The 16,676-nt window shown below is 31.8% G+C and carries 20 protein-coding genes; all 20 read right to left on the bottom strand.

Translation table 11 applies throughout. The features are described 5' to 3' along the window. Positions 1 to 114 precede the first annotated feature (114 nt). A complete protein-coding gene (locus tag P7V56_RS12850) occupies positions 115 to 390 on the bottom strand; it encodes a hypothetical protein (protein WP_171222319.1) in 276 nt (91 codons plus the stop codon). A 268-nt stretch (positions 391 to 658) separates the two neighbouring features. Continuing rightward, entirely contained in the window at positions 659 to 1,066 is a 408-nt protein-coding gene (locus P7V56_RS12845) for a hypothetical protein (protein ID WP_171222320.1), read from the bottom strand. Positions 1,067 to 1,243: 177 nt separating this feature from the next. Further along, positions 1,244 to 1,648: a hypothetical protein gene (locus tag P7V56_RS12840; protein WP_171222321.1), complete on the bottom strand. Its 405-nt coding sequence runs from the start codon at positions 1,646 to 1,648 to the stop codon at positions 1,244 to 1,246. 138 nt (positions 1,649 to 1,786) lie between these two features. Next, entirely contained in the window at positions 1,787 to 2,281 is a 495-nt protein-coding gene (locus P7V56_RS12835) for a hypothetical protein (RefSeq protein ID WP_171222322.1), read from the bottom strand. Between the two features lie 304 nt (positions 2,282 to 2,585). Beyond that, on the bottom strand, positions 2,586 to 2,891 hold the full coding sequence (locus tag P7V56_RS12830; RefSeq protein ID WP_171222323.1) for a hypothetical protein: 306 nt from the start codon (positions 2,889 to 2,891) through the stop codon (positions 2,586 to 2,588). Between the two features lie 630 nt (positions 2,892 to 3,521). Then, positions 3,522 to 4,013: a hypothetical protein gene (locus P7V56_RS12825; RefSeq protein ID WP_171223421.1), complete on the bottom strand. Its 492-nt coding sequence runs from the start codon at positions 4,011 to 4,013 to the stop codon at positions 3,522 to 3,524. A gap of 164 nt (positions 4,014 to 4,177) precedes the next feature. Beyond that, on the bottom strand, positions 4,178 to 4,732 hold the full coding sequence (locus P7V56_RS12820; RefSeq protein ID WP_171223422.1) for a hypothetical protein: 555 nt from the start codon (positions 4,730 to 4,732) through the stop codon (positions 4,178 to 4,180). 646 nt (positions 4,733 to 5,378) lie between these two features. Beyond that, positions 5,379 to 6,326 (bottom strand): hypothetical protein, encoded by a 948-nt coding sequence (locus P7V56_RS12815; protein WP_171223423.1) that lies wholly within the window; start codon positions 6,324 to 6,326, stop codon positions 5,379 to 5,381. Positions 6,327 to 6,519: 193 nt separating this feature from the next. Beyond that, positions 6,520 to 6,960, bottom strand: coding sequence for a hypothetical protein (locus P7V56_RS12810; RefSeq protein WP_171223425.1), 441 nt, complete (start codon positions 6,958 to 6,960; stop codon positions 6,520 to 6,522). Positions 6,961 to 7,156: 196 nt separating this feature from the next. Further along, positions 7,157 to 7,507, bottom strand: coding sequence for a hypothetical protein (locus P7V56_RS12805; protein WP_171222312.1), 351 nt, complete (start codon positions 7,505 to 7,507; stop codon positions 7,157 to 7,159). 160 nt (positions 7,508 to 7,667) lie between these two features. Next, complete coding sequence (locus P7V56_RS12800) at positions 7,668 to 8,264, bottom strand: hypothetical protein (protein ID WP_171223418.1); 597 nt, start codon at positions 8,262 to 8,264, stop codon at positions 7,668 to 7,670. A 150-nt stretch (positions 8,265 to 8,414) separates the two neighbouring features. Then, on the bottom strand, positions 8,415 to 8,960 hold the full coding sequence (locus P7V56_RS12795) for a hypothetical protein (RefSeq protein WP_171223417.1): 546 nt from the start codon (positions 8,958 to 8,960) through the stop codon (positions 8,415 to 8,417). Positions 8,961 to 9,140: 180 nt separating this feature from the next. Continuing rightward, positions 9,141 to 9,932, bottom strand: coding sequence for an SseB family protein (locus P7V56_RS12790; protein WP_171223416.1), 792 nt, complete (start codon positions 9,930 to 9,932; stop codon positions 9,141 to 9,143). Between the two features lie 166 nt (positions 9,933 to 10,098). After that, positions 10,099 to 10,485, bottom strand: a complete 387-nt coding sequence (locus P7V56_RS12785; protein WP_171223415.1) for a hypothetical protein — start codon at positions 10,483 to 10,485, stop codon at positions 10,099 to 10,101. A gap of 1,590 nt (positions 10,486 to 12,075) precedes the next feature. Continuing rightward, complete coding sequence (locus tag P7V56_RS12780) at positions 12,076 to 12,381, bottom strand: hypothetical protein (protein ID WP_171222318.1); 306 nt, start codon at positions 12,379 to 12,381, stop codon at positions 12,076 to 12,078. Between the two features lie 168 nt (positions 12,382 to 12,549). Continuing rightward, positions 12,550 to 12,888, bottom strand: coding sequence for a hypothetical protein (locus tag P7V56_RS12775; RefSeq protein ID WP_171223414.1), 339 nt, complete (start codon positions 12,886 to 12,888; stop codon positions 12,550 to 12,552). Between the two features lie 167 nt (positions 12,889 to 13,055). Continuing rightward, complete coding sequence (locus P7V56_RS12770) at positions 13,056 to 13,448, bottom strand: hypothetical protein (protein ID WP_171223413.1); 393 nt, start codon at positions 13,446 to 13,448, stop codon at positions 13,056 to 13,058. 162 nt (positions 13,449 to 13,610) lie between these two features. Next, positions 13,611 to 14,789, bottom strand: coding sequence for a DUF4062 domain-containing protein (locus P7V56_RS12765; protein WP_171223412.1), 1,179 nt, complete (start codon positions 14,787 to 14,789; stop codon positions 13,611 to 13,613). Positions 14,790 to 15,401: 612 nt separating this feature from the next. Then, positions 15,402 to 15,677: a hypothetical protein gene (locus P7V56_RS12760; RefSeq protein WP_171223411.1), complete on the bottom strand. Its 276-nt coding sequence runs from the start codon at positions 15,675 to 15,677 to the stop codon at positions 15,402 to 15,404. A gap of 243 nt (positions 15,678 to 15,920) precedes the next feature. Further along, positions 15,921 to 16,262 (bottom strand): hypothetical protein, encoded by a 342-nt coding sequence (locus P7V56_RS12755; protein ID WP_171223410.1) that lies wholly within the window; start codon positions 16,260 to 16,262, stop codon positions 15,921 to 15,923. Between the last annotated feature and the right edge of the window lie 414 nt (positions 16,263 to 16,676).

The following is a 16,676-nucleotide window of genomic DNA, read 5'->3' as shown; positions in this document are numbered from 1 at the left end:
AACAGTTGCGATGATTAATTACTGATGATACCAAAGTTAAAATTACTTTTTGAATTTTCGGAGAAAATTCGGGAATAACCCAAGCCTAGCAATTGCTACAAACTGCTGTTATGCTCAGTATTTTTTTTCGTAATATAGGTCTTTCGCTTCTTTCAATGCCCTTTCAAATATATCCTTTCCAAACTTTTCAACGATTAGATTTTCCATTTTTTCTGAATAACATTTTCTGAAATCATCTACAATACAACCTCCATTACCATAAATAATCCCATATTTGGTTTTAATGTAATTGTCGTAGAACTTTGTAAACTCTGTGTCGAATTCTGCTTTTAAACCAAAAGATTCACAATAGTAATAACCTTGGCTAAAATCTTTGGCCGCTTTTTCCATTCCACTTTCACATGTTCTTATTGACCATGAAATTTTCTTTTCTTGGGAATGTAATATTCCACAAAGAAGCAGAAAAAAAAATGTTATCGATATTCTCATAAGGTGTTTAAATATTGAGCATAACGTTCCGCCGCTTCTCGTCAGTTGCGAACTTCGGAACCGATTATTTTCTGTTAAAGATAAAAATTCTTGCGAAACGTAAACGTGAACTTACCACAAAATTCGCAATTGCGAGAAACGGCTGTTACCAGCTGGCTTTATGCTTATTTCAGCAAAATTTACTTTTTATAGTTAGCCAAATCAATTCTAACTTATTTATTTTTTTTTCATGAAACGGTGGAGTTTTTAAAAAGTTTCTCCAAATAAGTAATCGTTCTTTAAAGTCCATTAGTGGATAAACGGCTATCATTTTTTTACCTTCTTCATCCCAAAATTCAATTCCATCTTTACTTAAAAATACAATTTCATCATTTGTGCTTATATCAGTATTTTTTATGTTTCTTCCATTAAGTGCGTTATCAATATCTTCGATTAATATTTCTACATCGCAAATATCTTTATAAGTGTTTATAAAACTAAAAATCCATTCCGCTTCGCTTGTTAAAGCTATTTTTTCAATAATTCCGCCTTCAAATTCGTTTATAAATTCCACATTATATAGTTTTGTCTTATTCATGTCTTTTCGCAATATTGAGTAAGCTTGCTGGTAACGTTCCGCAGCTTGTAACTGCTGCGATGATTTATTACTGATGATTCCAAAGATAAAACAACTTTTTGATTTCCGCTAGGAAATCGGGGTTAAGCCCAAGCCACGCAGTAGTTACAAACTGCTGTTATAAGCTGTTTCTTAACTTCAATATACTTCCAGAAAAATTTCACCGCAACCAATTCGAATTACTTTGCCACTTTCAAAAATATAGAAAATATCGTCGTTCTCATTTGGCTTTTCTCTCAATGTTAACTCCTCAGGTTTCCTTGGTTCATCATTTTGGTAAAATGTTATTTCGGTCAGCGAATCTTCGCGATTTCCACTTTGATTTTCAACTACTAAATTATTTACATTATTATGAACTAAAATTATCTGTTCTGGTTCTTCTTTATTTACCCAAACTCCAAAACTTTTTCGGCAAAACAATTTCAGTTGATTTTCTGCTACACGGTAATCGAAACCCACAAAATCAAAATTGTTATGGACGTCAATTAATCTGTCGTTAAATTTCAATGCGTAATTGTCGATAATCTTAAAATTGGTTGTCATGATTCTTATGCGTTCTGGAAATGGCTTATAACGTTCCGCAGCTTGTGATTTTGGCGTTCTTCACTCACTTGCGTTTCCAAATATAACTAAAATTTCAGTCAGCCGAGACATTTCTGCCACAACCAAAACCAGCCATAATCACAAACTGCTGTTAGTGGTAGTGGCGTTTTCAATCGATTGTTTGAAGTCTTCAATTTCCTCTTTGCCTTTAACTTTAAATATTTTCAATAATTGATCAAAATTTAATTTTCCAGCTAGATAATAGTTAATTAATATATCATCAACTTTGCCCATGTCATATTCATAATAAAGCTCAAACATACATTGAATTCGCTGTTTGTTTTTTAAAATCAAAATTAAACGGTTGTCAACACCATTAGAAAAATTGGAGTCGAAACCTCTCGAACTTCCGGTTGATTTTCCGTAATAATCATTATTTACTATTTCGATTTTTTCGATTTCATCTAATAGATATTCATCTTTATCTATAATTATAGAGTTAGATTTGAATTCTAAAAAGCCTTCTAATTTCCCGTGCAATTTTTCCGGTCTATGAATCTTCGAAAACTTATAAAAAGTACCGCCGAAAAACATAAAGAGAAAAATATACATTAGTGATTTATCGATGTACATATAATATTTTGAATCGGGAAAGTTCTCATTGATACGCCATGTAATAAATCCTATAACAAATAAAAGAAATATTAGGCTGTTAATTGTCCAATTAAACTTTTTCGATTTTATGAATATGTTAAATCTTTGCAATTTCGTTCTTTTTAAATCGGTGTTGAGCCATTACCACTAACGTTCCGCGGCTTGTGGAAGTTGCGAACTTCGTAACCGCTTATTTTCTGTTAAAGATAAAAATTTTGCGAAAAGGAAACTTGAATTTAGCAGAAAACTCGCAATTGCCACAAACCGCTGTTAGTGGCTGCCTTTATTTTTTTTCAGTTTCACTTCCAGTTTCTTTTCCAGTTTCTTTTCCAGTCAAATTGTCCAAGTCTGGTGTTGCGCTAACTTGAGAAACAAACCACATCGTTCCTTTAGTCTTCCATATTCTGTTTGCCCAAACTATTCCGATAAATAAGCCCAATAAAGCAACAATAATCGCAATAATCAGTCTTATTTCGGTTGGATTTGGAAAATATATAAATGCTGCAATTCCTAAACCAATTAAAAGCGGCGAAGCAACAATTTGAAGCCATCCAATAATTTCCATTATGTATTCAAAAACTCTGTGCATAATGTCTTTTTTAAGCGATTTCTGTGAAGGTTGCCACTAACGTTCTGCGGCTTGTGATAGTGGCGTGTTTCAATCACTTACCATTCCAAATATAATTAAAATTTCAATTAGGGAGAACTTTTCTGATAAAAACTAAAACCAGCCATTATCACAAACTGCTGTTATAACTTCGGTTTTCCTACCAACTTGAGCACTCAATCTTTGCCAGTTTCAACTTCGGCTTCTCCTTTTCATTTTTTTTTATAATTCTGTGTGGTTTTTTTTAAAAAAATATTTTTCACACACTTTTGGTGTGAATTTTTTTTAAGTAAAATATTTTCACACAACTTTTAAACGCTAAATTTTCTCAACACTAACTTTTTCTACGTCAAAAGTTTGTCATATTTTTTTCTACTACTTAATTTTCGATTTCATTTTTCAAGCAAACTTTTTTGGATTTTTTCTAGCTTAAAACTTCAGTTGTAGAATAAGGGAAAACTGAGTTATAACGTGCCGCAGATTGTGATAGTTGCGACGATTTATTACTGATGATTACAAATATAAAATTCCTTTTGAGTTTTCAGAGAAAACTCGGGATAATCCCAAGTCAAGCAATTATCACAAACTGCTGTTACCAGTAGTACTTTTAGTTTAAAAATCTATTTTGTACATTCTTGGGAATTCTTCATTGTATATCAACTTCAGTGTATCTCCAATTTGAAAATTGCCTTTTTCGTCTATGTGATAATAAGTCATAAACTCAGAATTTTTTACGAGATATTTACAGTTTATGAGCCAATCATTTTTCGATTTTTTTCTGTCAACTACGATGCATTCTGTCACCTTTCCATTAATTCTTAGCGCTTCGTTTTCTCGGTAGTTTTGAAATATTGCATATGTTGGACCGACAATCAAAATTGATAAAGCACAAATCCCTTTCACTTTAATTGAGCTGAAATTTTGATTTGATCTTTTTATTATGTTGTAAACAAAATAGGGTACAACTCCGAAAATTAGAATAAAGACAAACCAAACCAAATATTTATATTTTGGATATGCTATTTCTTTTGGGATAAAATAAATGAAAATTAGTAATATGATTGTTGAACCAATCCAGAGTTTATTCGACTTTTTTTCTTCCATTTAGGTTCTATTTTCCGGTGAGTTGCTGAAGTATTACTGGTAACGTTTCGCCGCTAACCGACTGTTGCGAAGCCAGCGAACTGCGTACTGTCTGCTAAGATAATAGTTTTACGTGAAAAACAGACGTGAAACCACTAAAATCCAGCAATAGCGGTTAACGGCTGTTACCGGCTGGCTTTATAATTTATCCAGTATAATTTGTTTTCCACCATACTTTTCAAAGTTTCTATTGTTAATTTTTCTACGTCTAAATTATCTTCCTCTATTTTCACAAGTTCCTCTGAAACTTGACTACAGTAATGATGAAAAATTAAACCAACTTTATTTTCCAACTTTTCTTTTTTCAAGTCATGGAAAAATTTAATCCATTTGTCAGCTTCTTTATATTCAGAGTTTTCAGTTTGAGTTTTTCTCAAATTTAGCTGTTCTTGTTTCTGAATTAGTAATCGCTCGATGCGGTTATTGGAGTATCTTTTTCTTTCGAGTTTCTTTTTTTCTTTTTCTATGTTAAATTTCTCTTCTTCTTTCCATTCACGGCAACCAATTACAGAACCACAATTGCAATTATCTTCACTAAGATCAGTTACATAAGAATGTAGATTAGGAATTGAAAATTTTGTCAATACATTTTGAAACCGAAAATTAGAGGCTTTTCCAACTTCTATAATTACATTTTCGAGAGCATTATTTTCTAATATTAGAAAGTTATATTGGCACATTTTTAAGATATTTTTGTGAGCTTGCCGGTAACGTTCTGCGGCTTGTGATAGTGGCGTGTTTCAATCACTTACCATTCCAAATATAATTAAAATTTCAATTAGCGAGAACTTTTCTGATAAAAACTAAAACCAGCCATTATCACAAACTGCTGTTATAACTTCGGTTTTCCTACCAACTTGAGCACTCAATCTTTGCCAGTTTCAACTTCGGCTTCTCCTTTTCATTTTTTTTTATAATTCTGTGTGGTTTTTTTTTTAAAAATATTTTTCACACACTTTTGGTGTGAATTTTTTTTAAGTAAAATATTTTTACACAACTTTTAAACGCTAAATTTTCTCAACACTAACTTTTTCTACGTCAAAAGTTTGTCATATTTTTTTCTACTACTTAATTTTCGATTTCATTTTTCAAGCAAACTTTTTTGGATTTTTTCTAGCTTAAAACTTCAGTTGTAGAATAAGGGAAAACTGAGTTATAACGTTTCGCCGCTATCCGACTGTAGCGAATCCAGCGAACTGCGTACTGTCTGCTAAGATAAAATATTTTCGTGAAGAAAGAAGCACAACTCAAGAAAAAACCAGCTATAGCGGATAACGGCTGTTATAAGCTGGCTTTTTATTCCTCTTGGCCGTTTCGTTTTCATTTCTATTTATTCTCTTTCAGATGCTCATTTGTTTTAGTAGCATAAAGTATTATGGCTGGAGCTACAAGTTCACTTTTATGAGGTTTTTTAAAAAACATAAATGCAAAATCACGATTAATCATAGCATTTATATTTATGACATAATCACTTGTTTTTTTTGTGTTTATATCATATGTTTTGGAGTAATAGTTAGCTAGGTTTGATAGTTGAAATTTTAATCTGGTCCCGTCTTTAGTTTCCGGTTGGATGGCAGTATTGTTGTCATCATAATATGACTGTAATTCCAAACAGGCGAAAATATTCTTATCGGTTATATTGATATCGTAATCTTCTAAATTGATTTCAACTTTATTTTTGGTTCCTTTCTCAATGGTAAAAATTGGGCTTTCAAATAGTAGTTCATTTAACTCTAAATATTGCAGAGTCATAAAATTCCCAGTTTCATGAGCAGCATAAAATTTTATTTTATAAGTAGTCTTATATTTCACCTTTTCAACGAAAAAAGTCAGCCTTTTAATCACCTTGTTTTTCAAATCATTTTCACGAAATATAAGCCCGTAATCAGGATTGGCGGTTAGTATTGATGATTTTCTTTTTACAAATCGACACTCTTCACCAATTACAATTTCTTTAGGTTTTGAATTTGGAATAATTACTTCGTCTAAATCATAAGCTGTTTTGGTAAGTAAAATTATTTCGGTCAGATTCTCTTTTTTATAACCTATCGTTTTATAGTTTAATTTGTTAAAGCATATTGAATCAAATGTAATATCTTTAGGTAAACGGGTAATACTGTCCTTACTAGTTAAATTCGAGAAAATTGGTTTTTTATTTGCATAAAGTGTATAATTTACTTCACTAATAAATTCCAAAGTTTCATTATCTATAGGGATAAACTTTTGAACTTGAGCAAAAGTTGTGCACGTAAAAAATAATAGTAGGTATTTCATGATTTGTTTTTTCTGCGCATTTTTGGGAAGCTAGCTTATAACGTGCCGCAGATTGTAACTGCTGCGACGATTTATTACTGATGATTACAAATATAAAATTCCTTTTTGAATTTTCAGAGAAAATTCGGTACACAAACCAAGCCACGCAGTAGTTACAAACTGCTGTTAGCAATAGTTTTTTATCCATTCCAACTCAGATTTCTTCTTCATTATATTCAAAAACATACCTATTTAGAATGTTATAAATAGTTTCAAATGAATGAGCTTTATTTACGTGATTTTTTATATCCTCTGAATCAATAAACTGAGTTAAAACATCTTCGTCTTTTTCAATACTTTTTATTAATACACTTTTAATTTCATCAATTTCAAATTCACCTATCATTTTCCATTCCGGAATTACATCTACAGTTGGATTATAAAATGTATTTGCCAGAAATCGCGTGATAAAATTATCACTGATTTTATCAGAAGTTAATTTAAAACTCCATTTATTTCCTGCGCTATCAAAAGCAATAGAATTCGAATTGCCTTTTAAAACGCCTAAAACTTTTGCTTTACTCAAATAAGTTTGATTGGGAATTAAATCAACAGCATTGTTATAAATTGATATGATAGGAAACTTAGGTTTCATTTTTAATCTATTTAACTTTGGTTTAGCGGACTTTAAAAATTATTGCTAACGTTCCGCAGCTTGTAACAGTTGCGATGATTAATTACTGATGATACCAAAGTTAAAATTACTTTTTGAATTTTCGAAGAAAATTCGGGATAATCCCAAGCCTCGCAATTGTTACAAACTGCTGTTATGCACTGTTTTTATTCCATTATCACCGTCTAATTCCCATTTCTTTATATGCGTGAAATTCACAAAACACAAGATTATTTAAAGCCTTTTTGCTGCAATCTTTCCATTTACATTTTTCACTTGATAAACCTCTATGTTCTTTCAAAAGCTCAATTCTTAAATCTTGGTCATTATAATCCGTCCAATTTTCCACCGATTCAAGTTTAACAAACATTTGCAAGTCATATTTTTCCGGTTCATCAAGCCGCCAAAATGATTTATCCACTTTGTTTTGATAAAGTTTATACCAACCACTTTTCTCAATCAATTCGAAATTTGATTCGATTCTTTTCAGAACAATTTCATCAACATAAAGTATTTTCTCTTTTAGCATATTAATTCTGAAATAGTGCATAACGTTTCGCCGCTAACCGACTGTAGCGAATCCAGCGAACTGCGTACTGTCTGCTAAGATAAAATATTTTCGTGAAGAAAGAAGCACAACTCAAGAAAAACCAGCTATAGCGGATAACGGCTGTTACAAGCTGCCGTTTTTATTCTCCGCTTACTTTCCGCAACTCTGTCAATACCTTGTTTCCTTCTTCAAATAGTTTTACCCAGGCAAAAGAATTATTTTCAAAGTTTTTCATTTCTTCTTTTCCAGCATAGATACCTTTGTTTGTTAAAAGATAAAATATGACTTGATTTTTTTCTGGTAAAGCTGTTGTTTCTGATTTAATAGATTTGTCGAGAAATGTCTGTGCAAAATTCACAAAATGTTTTGCCGCAACATTTACATTTTCATGCTGCCCGCCACCAATGACACCGCCGCCAGAACTTAAATACAAACTTGCGTCACCAGTTTGATAAGCGACTGTACTTGCTGTTGCTCCGCCCATTTCCCAGTCCATAACTACACCATAAACAATTGTTTTGTCTTTCGACAACGAAAGTCCAAGCTGTTCAGGTGTTACTTTAAAAGCCATACTTCGTAAGTCTTCAAAAGTGTTTTCCTGTGTTTTATGGATTTTCGTTTTTAGAGTATCTTGAGTTATTGCTACTTCATTTCTCTCTGTTGATTTATTTCTACAACTTGTAAAGAAGAAAGCAATACAGCTTATTACAATAAGTCCAATAATTGTATATGTCATTTTCATTGTAAATTTCTAAATTATAGTGGGATTAACGGTTGCTTGTAACGTTTCGCGGCTATCAGTCTGTAGCGAAGCCAACGAACTGTGTACTGTCTGCTAAGATAGAGTTTTTACGTGAAAAAAAAGGTGCAACTCAAGAAAAACCAGCTATAGCTGATAACCGCTGTTAGTGGCAGTGTTTAATTCCATGATAATTTTCTTTATATTTCTTCTGTCTTTCAAAATCGTTATTGGCTGAAATGAAAAAGCACTTACAGTTGGCCTACTGTTAACTAAAATTCTATTTCCATCTTGAATTATAGTAATTTCTTCGCCCCAAGAAAACCAAGAAGTTTTAGTTTTTGCAATAAAGTAACCTGATTTGTAGAAATTAGTTGTTTCAAAATTCGCTTTTTTAATTGCTTTGTCAAGTTTTTCAAATGTTAAGTCTTCAACTTCAAATGATTCAAAAGTTTGGTTTTGCCATAATCTTTTTCCAGTAAAAAGCGTTAGAAAAATTCCGATTGTTGTAACGACAAAAGCCGGAATTCTTAACTCCTCAATACTATTCTTAAAACTTGAATTCAGCATTATGTAACCAATTGCTAAAATTGCTAAAGGAAATAGGATGAAGAAAAAACGACTATAAAAATCAGAGAATTTTGTTGGCCATTTTTTTGTCCGTTTAATATCTTCTAATTCTTTGTTTGTCATTTATTGCAGATATGTTGATGTTTGCAGGTTGAACATTGCCACTAACGTTCCGCAGCTTGTAACTGCTGCGATGATTTATTACTGTTGATTCCAAATATAAAACAACTTTTTGATTTCCTCTAAGAAATCGGGTAGAAGCCCAAGCGCGCAGTAGTTACAAACTGCTGTTAGCAAACGTTTTTATCTTTTATAGATAAGAGAATCTTCTATTCCTTTTACTGTTTCATACCATTCTTGGTCATCTAACATAAACATTTCGAGAGGCAAATCTAACTTTTCACCATCCATTGAATTTTGAACTGAGTTTATAGATGCTGCTCGTGAATTATCAGTATATGTATCAAGTACAAAACCAAGCATTAATATACTTTCATTATTTCGTACCATTACGTAATGATAAACCTCTTCAATCACACTGACTTTTGAGAAATTAAATCGAAATTTTTTTAGTAATTCTCCAGAGATTGGATTAATTGGAGTACCTACTGTAACTTGTGTACTTTTTTGAACGGTTTCTGTTTTTACATTTTCGCGATTTCTTTCAAGAACAAACATAGTTGGCAAGTCAGAGTCAATTACGATTCTATCAATCCTATTTGTTTGACAAAAGTCAATTACATCTTTTGATTTCATTGCAGTATATTGAGTGGCTTGCTTAGTCCATTCAACTAACTTTTCAGGTGTTGTGAAAGCTCCTAACACCATTAGTCCATCTTGATTAAAAACACAAGTCAAATCTAAAGTAGATTCTTTTTCTAAAGTTTTCCAATCATCATTTGTTTCTTCATTATTTACTGAGCTTAATATCAAAAATGAATTTCCATTAACAATTTCGTCAAATGCTTTTTTATAGTTTTCGGGGCTTTGATTTTTGTTATATTTTTCAAGTAAGGCAATTAATTTAATGTTGTCAGGATTTTTATTTTTAGTTGATTTCTTTTTATTGCCGAAAATTTTGTCAAGTATTCCCATATTATGATTGTTTCTCTAAAATGTTTGCTAACGTGCCGCAGATTGCTACAGTTGCGACGATTTATTACTGTTGATTCCAAATATAAAACTACTTTTTGAATTTTCAGAGAAAATTCGGTGAGAAACCCAAGCCCAGCAATTGTTGCAAACTGCTGTTATAAGCTGCCTATTTCTGTCTGTTAAAAGTGTAACCTTTTAATAAACTTCCATCTTCGGCTTTATAATAATATATTACTTTATTTTCGGTTATTTTTAAACAATGCATTTCATTTTCTACTCGACTTATAGGATCAATTAATGAATAATATTTTCCTTTTTTGGAAATTATATTAATTTTTTTTTCTGACTTATATTTTTTATATTTTTTCCATTCTCTTTTATTCGGTAACTTATAATCGAATCTTGTCATTGTTGAATCTGACGAAATATAGATTTCGGTCACTCCATAACTATAAACAGTGCTATAATTATGAGCTCTTCCAAAATAGATTTTTTCGTCTGATTGAACATCCGAGATAAAAATCGTAAAAAATAATGTTATTATTAATTGCATTGTTTCTGGGTTGCTTATAACGTTCCGCCGCTTGCGACAGTGGCGACTTTTAAAATTATTAGATGTAAATATAATTAAAATTTGAACTTAGTATTTTCCGCCTAAGAAAAATAAAACCAGCCATTGTTGCAAACGGCTGTTACCGCTAGGTTTTACACATCGATTACAGACACAAAATAGACTTAGCCGAGAAACGTAATCAGCGTCCAAACAAGTTACTGTTGAACTTCCACAAAGCCTAAACCTTACCAAACACAAAAAAGAACAAAGCTCAGAAACGTAATTCGGTTACAGATATTTTTTTTCAACGCAAAACTTAAGAAACTTGATCTTTTCGGCTCAATTTTCCATTAAAATTAAACCACAAAAAGACGAAGAATATGATTTTTAAAACGCAACCAAAACTTAGCGGTAACGTGCCGCGGCTTTGCGACTGTTGCGAAGCCAGCGAGCTGCGTACTTTCTGCTAAGATAAAGTTTTTTCGTGAAGAAAAAACGTAAAGGTGACGAAGCAACCAGCAATAGCGCGAAACCGCTGTTATATGCTGGCCGTTTTTTTCCACTTCCATAATGCAAACGCAAACAATGAAAAGAAAATAAATATGCTTATTATTAAACAAAAGATTAGTCCAACAGGTATATATATTGTATTCCATTTATAAGCAATCGGATTTCCAAGATAATATCCCGGACTGTTATAATCACTCAAATCAGAAAATACAAAGTAAACAAACGGAATATTAAACATTAAATATTGAGCAGCTTTAATTCTAAATCTTAAGTATTTCTCAATCACCAAAAAAATAGAACCTAATACTAAATATATTAATGATACGAATATTGCGAAATCATTTCCAGAAATTACGTAGTATGTGTCATCAATATTCAAAACTTGTTTGTTTTGACTTATGATTGAATACAAACACAAGATTAATCCTGTTACGAAATATAAATGTGATATTTTAATTGTTTTTTTCATCGTAAAATCTGACGCCGGCTTGCATATAACGTTCTGCGGCTTGTGATAGTGGCGTGTTTCAATCACTTACCATTCCAAATATAATTAAAATTTCAATTAGGGAGAACTTTTCTGATAAAAACTAAAACCAGCCATTATCACAAACTGCTGTTATAACTTCGGTTTTCCTACCAACTTGAGCACTCAATCTTTGCCAGTTTCAACTTCGGCTTCTCCTTTTCATTTTTTTTATAATTCTGTGTGGTTTTTTTTAAAAAAATATTTTTCACACACTTTTGGTGTGAATTTTTTTTAAGTAAAATATTTTCACACAACTTTTAAACGCTAAATTTTCTCAACACTAACTTTTTCTACGTCAAAAGTTTGTCATATTTTTTTCTACTACTTAATTTTCGATTTCATTTTTCAAGCAAACTTTTTTGGATTTTTTCTAGCTTAAAACTTCAGTTGTAGAATAAGGGAAAACTGAGTTATAACGTTCCGCAGCTTGTAACTGCTGCGATGATTTATTACTGTTGATTCCAAATATAAAACTACTTTTTGAATTTTCGAAGAAAATTCGGGACAAGCCCAAGCGCGCAGTAGTTACAAACTGCTGTTAGCAGTAGTTGCTAAATCATCCACGTCCACACTTTTATAAACAGTAAGTTGATTCCAATAAAACTCAAAACAACCGATAAAATTGAAAAGTAAAAGTCTTCTCTTTTTCTGATTGACAATATTCCAAATATGAAACTTACAATTAAAGCTAATCCGAGATACAATTTCACGTCCAATCGGGTAAGTTCTGTAATTCCGAAAAGCGCTCTGTTTTTACCTCTTGATTCATTAAAGATTTGGGCAATTCTGTAATTCTGATAAATTATACCGATTATAGATACTAAACTAATGAATATCGAAATGTGATATTTTTTCATTGATAAGTGGTTGTTTTTACCTTAAAGTTGTGGCAATTACTGCTAACGTTCCGCAGATTGTAACTGCTGCGATGATTTATTACTGATGATTTCAAATATAAAACTACTTTTTGAATTTTCGGAGAAAATTCGGGATAAGCCCAAGCGCGCAGTAGTTACAAACTGCTGTTATATGCCGTTGCGTTCATCGTCTAATTGGATTCTTTTGCGTTTTATTGTTTCTATATCGACTTCCAAACTTGAAATTTCATAATCAACTTTTCTGTTGTTCTGATAAATTGCTGCAACTACTATAAAAATATAAAACAAGAAACATGATACAATGGCAGATTTAAAACCAATCCATTCGATTAAATTTCCTCCGCCTTTCATTGGAAGAAAGGGCATTGCTATCATAAGTAAAGTAACCACTACTATATTTTTGACAATATTCCATCTCTTTTTAGGAAGTTCTGCCAATTTTTCTTCTAAAACTTTTTGTTCGGCTTCTAATTCTGTTTTGGTCATATTTTAGCAGGTTTTTGGCAATGGCATATAACGTGCCGCAGATTGTGATAGTTGCGACGATTAATTACTGATGATTACAAATATAAAATTCCTTTTTGAGTTTTCAGAGAAAACTCGGGATAATCCTAAACCTAGCAATTATCACAAACTGCTGTTAGGAGCTGGCTTTATAAATCGGATTTTATTTTTTTCTCTTTCAACCAAATCTTGAGTTTTTCCAAAATCTCTTCCTTTTCAGTTTTCCCGATAGTTTTTCTTTCCGGCAATTCCCATTCTGTTAGCCCTTCAAAGGAAATCAGAATATCAAACTCTTTTACTCCAGAAACTTCAAAATAAATTTCGCAAACTTGGTTTTCTTGAACGAAATAAATTGTTCCACTTCTGCCTTCAGATTTCATGTGGAATCCATTTTCACGAATAAGTTTTTCAACGTTATCTTTTTTCCAGCGCTTTATTTTCCATGCTTCAAGTTCTTCTTGCGGAATAGTTAGCAAATAGGTGTCTTCAGAAATCTTTTTTTCTGTCCAACCTTTAGGTAAAAAATACTTCTTTAAGTTCATTTTTGTGTAAGTTCTGAAAGCTTGCTCCTAACGTTCCGCCGCTAACCGACTGTTGCGAAGCCAGCGAACTGCGTACTGTCTGCTAAGATAATAGTTTTACGTGAAAAACAGACGTGAAACCACGAAAATCCAGCAATAGCGGTTAACGGCTGTTAGTGGCTGTTATTTTTTGTCAAAGTATTTGTTTGAAAACTCAATTATTTCTTCGGTAGTTATGCTGTCCGTTGTTGAACCTCTGTAGTCATATCTATTTCCATCCGTTTTAGCAAAATCACTCCAATTATTATGAAGACATTTCATTAAGTTGATAAGTTTTAATGTCACAATATCTATATCCGCTAATTGACTTTTTACTATACCATATTCAAATTCTCTAAGTTTAAAATTGTTAACATCAGATTCCATTGAAATTATTCTTTTATAAAAATCGCCTTGTTGAAAATTTATAAGTGATTTTTCTAGTATTTCCAATGCTTGAATTGTCAATTTTATGTACTCAGGTTGTTCGTAAGATTCAGTTTCAGGATTAAAAATTGCAAATTCTCCTTGTGCTATATAATTAAAAATTCTATTGATTTTTAAAAGCAAATCCTGTTTGTATGAATAAAATTGTACGAAAGCAATAATCTTTGCCGCTACATCTTTATGAATTTTTTGAGGTGTGAAGTATTCTGCAAATTCAATTTCTGGAAGTCCAATAAACTCATTTAACGTTCTAATTCCTTTACCATCTTTTTTGTCACTTAACAGTAATGCTTTTAAAATATGAGTTAACTCTAATTTCAAGTAATTTCTATAAATGCCTATTTTTCTGGTTGCTTCAATAAAAAGACCATTTTGGTTAGTTTCTAAAACTGCAATTATATCGGCAAATTTATCAAAAGTGTATCGCCATCTTCCAATTTGTTTGTCGAGTAGTGAGTTGTTAACTAACTCGTCAATGAAGTCGTGCTGTATTTTAGGCATATTGTCAAAATCTTTGTTGACGTAATATTCCCATGCTTGCTTTCTTACGAATGCAAGCAAATTTATATTTTGACCATTTGATTTTAATTCTAAAAAGTGTTTAAACTCTTCAAATGTTACGGTGGTTTTTGTGCCATCAGATAATTCAAATTCAAAACCTGGCTTTACACCAATGATTAAAAAGTAATAATCAGAACTAGAAATTCTTTCTTTGCAATTTTCAAGTGAATCTTTATCACAGTCTGCACCAAAATCTGGCTCTTCAGACATTAATACTCTGAAACCACTTTTGCCTAAAAAATATCTCAATGCTCCTCGGAGATCGTAAAACTCCGATATTATTGAACTGATGAAAATTGTTGGTTGTAAATTCATAGAATTGTCCGGTTTTGGGGAATAATAGCCACTAACGTTCCGCCGCTTGCGACAGTGGCGACTTTTAAAATTATTAGATGTAAATATAATTAAAATTTGAACTTAGTATTTTCCGCCTAAGAAAAATAAAACCAGCCATTGTTGCAAACGGCTGTTACCGCTAGGTTTTACACTTCGATTACAGACACAAAATAGACTTAGCCGAGAAACGTAATCAGCGTTCAAACAAGTTACTGTTGAACTTCCACAAAGCCTAAACCTTACCAAACAAAAAAAGAACAAAGCTCAGAAACGTAATTCTGTTACAGATATTTTTTTTCAACGCAAAACTTAAGAAACTTGATCATTTCCGGCTCAATTTTCCACTTAAAATTAAACCACAAAAAAACGAAGAATATGATTTTAAAACGCAACCAAAACTTAGCGGTAACGTGCCGCCGCTTGGTAGTCGTGGCGACTTTTTAAACAATTAGTTGTAAATATAATCAAATTTTGAACTTGGTACTTTCCGGCTAAGAAATACAAAACCAGCCATGCTACCAAACGGCTGTTACAAGAAGGTTTTCATACTAACTTGAGTACACAAACTTTGCCAGTTTCCACTTCGGATTTTTATATTTTGACTTGCCAAGAAAACTCATCCTTAAAATCATTAAAACATTCAATACATATCCAACGATAACCGTCTTCCGACATATATCCTTTTTTTAAATCAACGTCATTTAAAGAAAACTTGTCATTGCAAAATTCGCAATGATCGTGTTCCCATCCTTCACCATATAAAAAGTAATCTCTTAGTTCGAGTTTAATTCCTTTCAAATATTTTTCTTGACCTTGTCGCCGCCAATCGTCTGCAGCAGGTTCTTTATCCTGACTTTTTTCATTCATAATTATATACTTTCTGAAGAAAACTTTCAAATACTATTTAGAAAACGAAAACCGAAATATTATACTGAATTTCCGTTAAAAAACTAAACGTCGAAAACTTTCTTGTAACGTTCCGCAGCTTGTAATTGCTGCGATGATTTATTACTGATGATTCCAAAGATAAAACAACTTTTTGATTTCCGCTAGGAAATCGGGGAGAAGCCCAAGCGCGCAGTAGTTACAAACTGCTGTTAGCAACCGGTTTTATTTCTCGTTTAATATTTTATATAGTTTATCAAAATCACCACTCATTCCAAAACCGTCTTTATTTGCTTTTGTTCCATGAATTTGACTAGAGCTACATTCAAAGCATATCTTTGCGATTCCAACTATTTTTGATTTTCTCCTGAATATCATAATGTCTCTGTAAACGTAAACGCAAGCTAATGCATATATTTCTTCATGTTCTTTTTGAGTGAATATTTGGTTTATCTCATCAAATTTTTCCGAATCAATTTTGGTTTTTAAGTAGCCTAATTTTTCCAATTTCTTTATAAATGTTGTGTCGCTAATTGATTTTGGTATATCATTTAAAATCACACCCATTTTCAACGAATCTAATTCCGACTTCTTTTGATTATCATAAAGTTCCCCAATTTGGTCTTCTCTGATTTTATTTTTGTAATGAATTAATTCATCATACTCAAAATATTTATCTCCAGTTATTTTTGGTTCTTGTAAACAGGTTCTTCAAAGACAACTTCAGGTGTTTCGACACTATTTTCTTCTTGTTTGGGATTTGAATTGCAACCAAAAAGTGTAATTATAAATATGAATAATATTTGTTTCATTTTTCTTTTTGAAATCTGTTTGTCTAAGTTAGGAAAACTGGTTGCTAACGTTCCGCAGCTTGTAACTGCTGCGATGATTTATTACTGATGATTTCAAAGATAAAACAACTTTTTGATTTCCGCTAGGAAATCGGGGCAAGCCCAAGCGCGCAGTAGTTACAAACTGCTG

Origin of the sequence: Flavobacterium sp. IMCC34852 (genome assembly GCF_030643905.1) — a bacterium.
Classification (GTDB): domain Bacteria; phylum Bacteroidota; class Bacteroidia; order Flavobacteriales; family Flavobacteriaceae; genus Flavobacterium; species Flavobacterium rivulicola.
This window is presented reverse-complemented; position numbering and strand designations above follow the sequence as displayed.

Bases quoted from the DNA above. Each gene is read 5' to 3' on its own strand.
- P7V56_RS12805 (WP_171222312.1), bottom strand. From the start codon at position 7,507: ATGCTAAAAGAGAAAATACTTTATGTTGATGAAATTGTTCTGAAAAGA.
- P7V56_RS12765 (WP_171223412.1), bottom strand. From the start codon at position 14,789: ATGAATTTACAACCAACAATTTTCATCAGTTCAATAATATCGGAGTTT.
- P7V56_RS12845 (WP_171222320.1), bottom strand. From the start codon at position 1,066: ATGAATAAGACAAAACTATATAATGTGGAATTTATAAACGAATTTGAA.
- P7V56_RS12775 (WP_171223414.1), bottom strand. From the start codon at position 12,888: ATGACCAAAACAGAATTAGAAGCCGAACAAAAAGTTTTAGAAGAAAAA.
- P7V56_RS12840 (WP_171222321.1), bottom strand. From the start codon at position 1,648: ATGACAACCAATTTTAAGATTATCGACAATTACGCATTGAAATTTAAC.
- P7V56_RS12785 (WP_171223415.1), bottom strand. From the start codon at position 10,485: ATGCAATTAATAATAACATTATTTTTTACGATTTTTATCTCGGATGTT.
- P7V56_RS12825 (WP_171223421.1), bottom strand. From the start codon at position 4,013: ATGGAAGAAAAAAAGTCGAATAAACTCTGGATTGGTTCAACAATCATA.
- P7V56_RS12770 (WP_171223413.1), bottom strand. From the start codon at position 13,448: ATGAACTTAAAGAAGTATTTTTTACCTAAAGGTTGGACAGAAAAAAAG.
- P7V56_RS12800 (WP_171223418.1), bottom strand. From the start codon at position 8,264: ATGACATATACAATTATTGGACTTATTGTAATAAGCTGTATTGCTTTC.
- P7V56_RS12835 (WP_171222322.1), bottom strand. From the start codon at position 2,281: ATGTACATCGATAAATCACTAATGTATATTTTTCTCTTTATGTTTTTC.
- P7V56_RS12780 (WP_171222318.1), bottom strand. From the start codon at position 12,381: ATGAAAAAATATCACATTTCGATATTCATTAGTTTAGTATCTATAATC.
- P7V56_RS12850 (WP_171222319.1), bottom strand. From the start codon at position 390: ATGGAAAAAGCGGCCAAAGATTTTAGCCAAGGTTATTACTATTGTGAA.
- P7V56_RS12755 (WP_171223410.1), bottom strand. From the start codon at position 16,262: ATGGGTGTGATTTTAAATGATATACCAAAATCAATTAGCGACACAACA.
- P7V56_RS12795 (WP_171223417.1), bottom strand. From the start codon at position 8,960: ATGACAAACAAAGAATTAGAAGATATTAAACGGACAAAAAAATGGCCA.
- P7V56_RS12815 (WP_171223423.1), bottom strand. From the start codon at position 6,326: ATGAAATACCTACTATTATTTTTTACGTGCACAACTTTTGCTCAAGTT.
- P7V56_RS12830 (WP_171222323.1), bottom strand. From the start codon at position 2,891: ATGCACAGAGTTTTTGAATACATAATGGAAATTATTGGATGGCTTCAA.
- P7V56_RS12790 (WP_171223416.1), bottom strand. From the start codon at position 9,932: ATGGGAATACTTGACAAAATTTTCGGCAATAAAAAGAAATCAACTAAA.
- P7V56_RS12820 (WP_171223422.1), bottom strand. From the start codon at position 4,732: ATGTGCCAATATAACTTTCTAATATTAGAAAATAATGCTCTCGAAAAT.
- P7V56_RS12810 (WP_171223425.1), bottom strand. From the start codon at position 6,960: ATGAAACCTAAGTTTCCTATCATATCAATTTATAACAATGCTGTTGAT.
- P7V56_RS12760 (WP_171223411.1), bottom strand. From the start codon at position 15,677: ATGAATGAAAAAAGTCAGGATAAAGAACCTGCTGCAGACGATTGGCGG.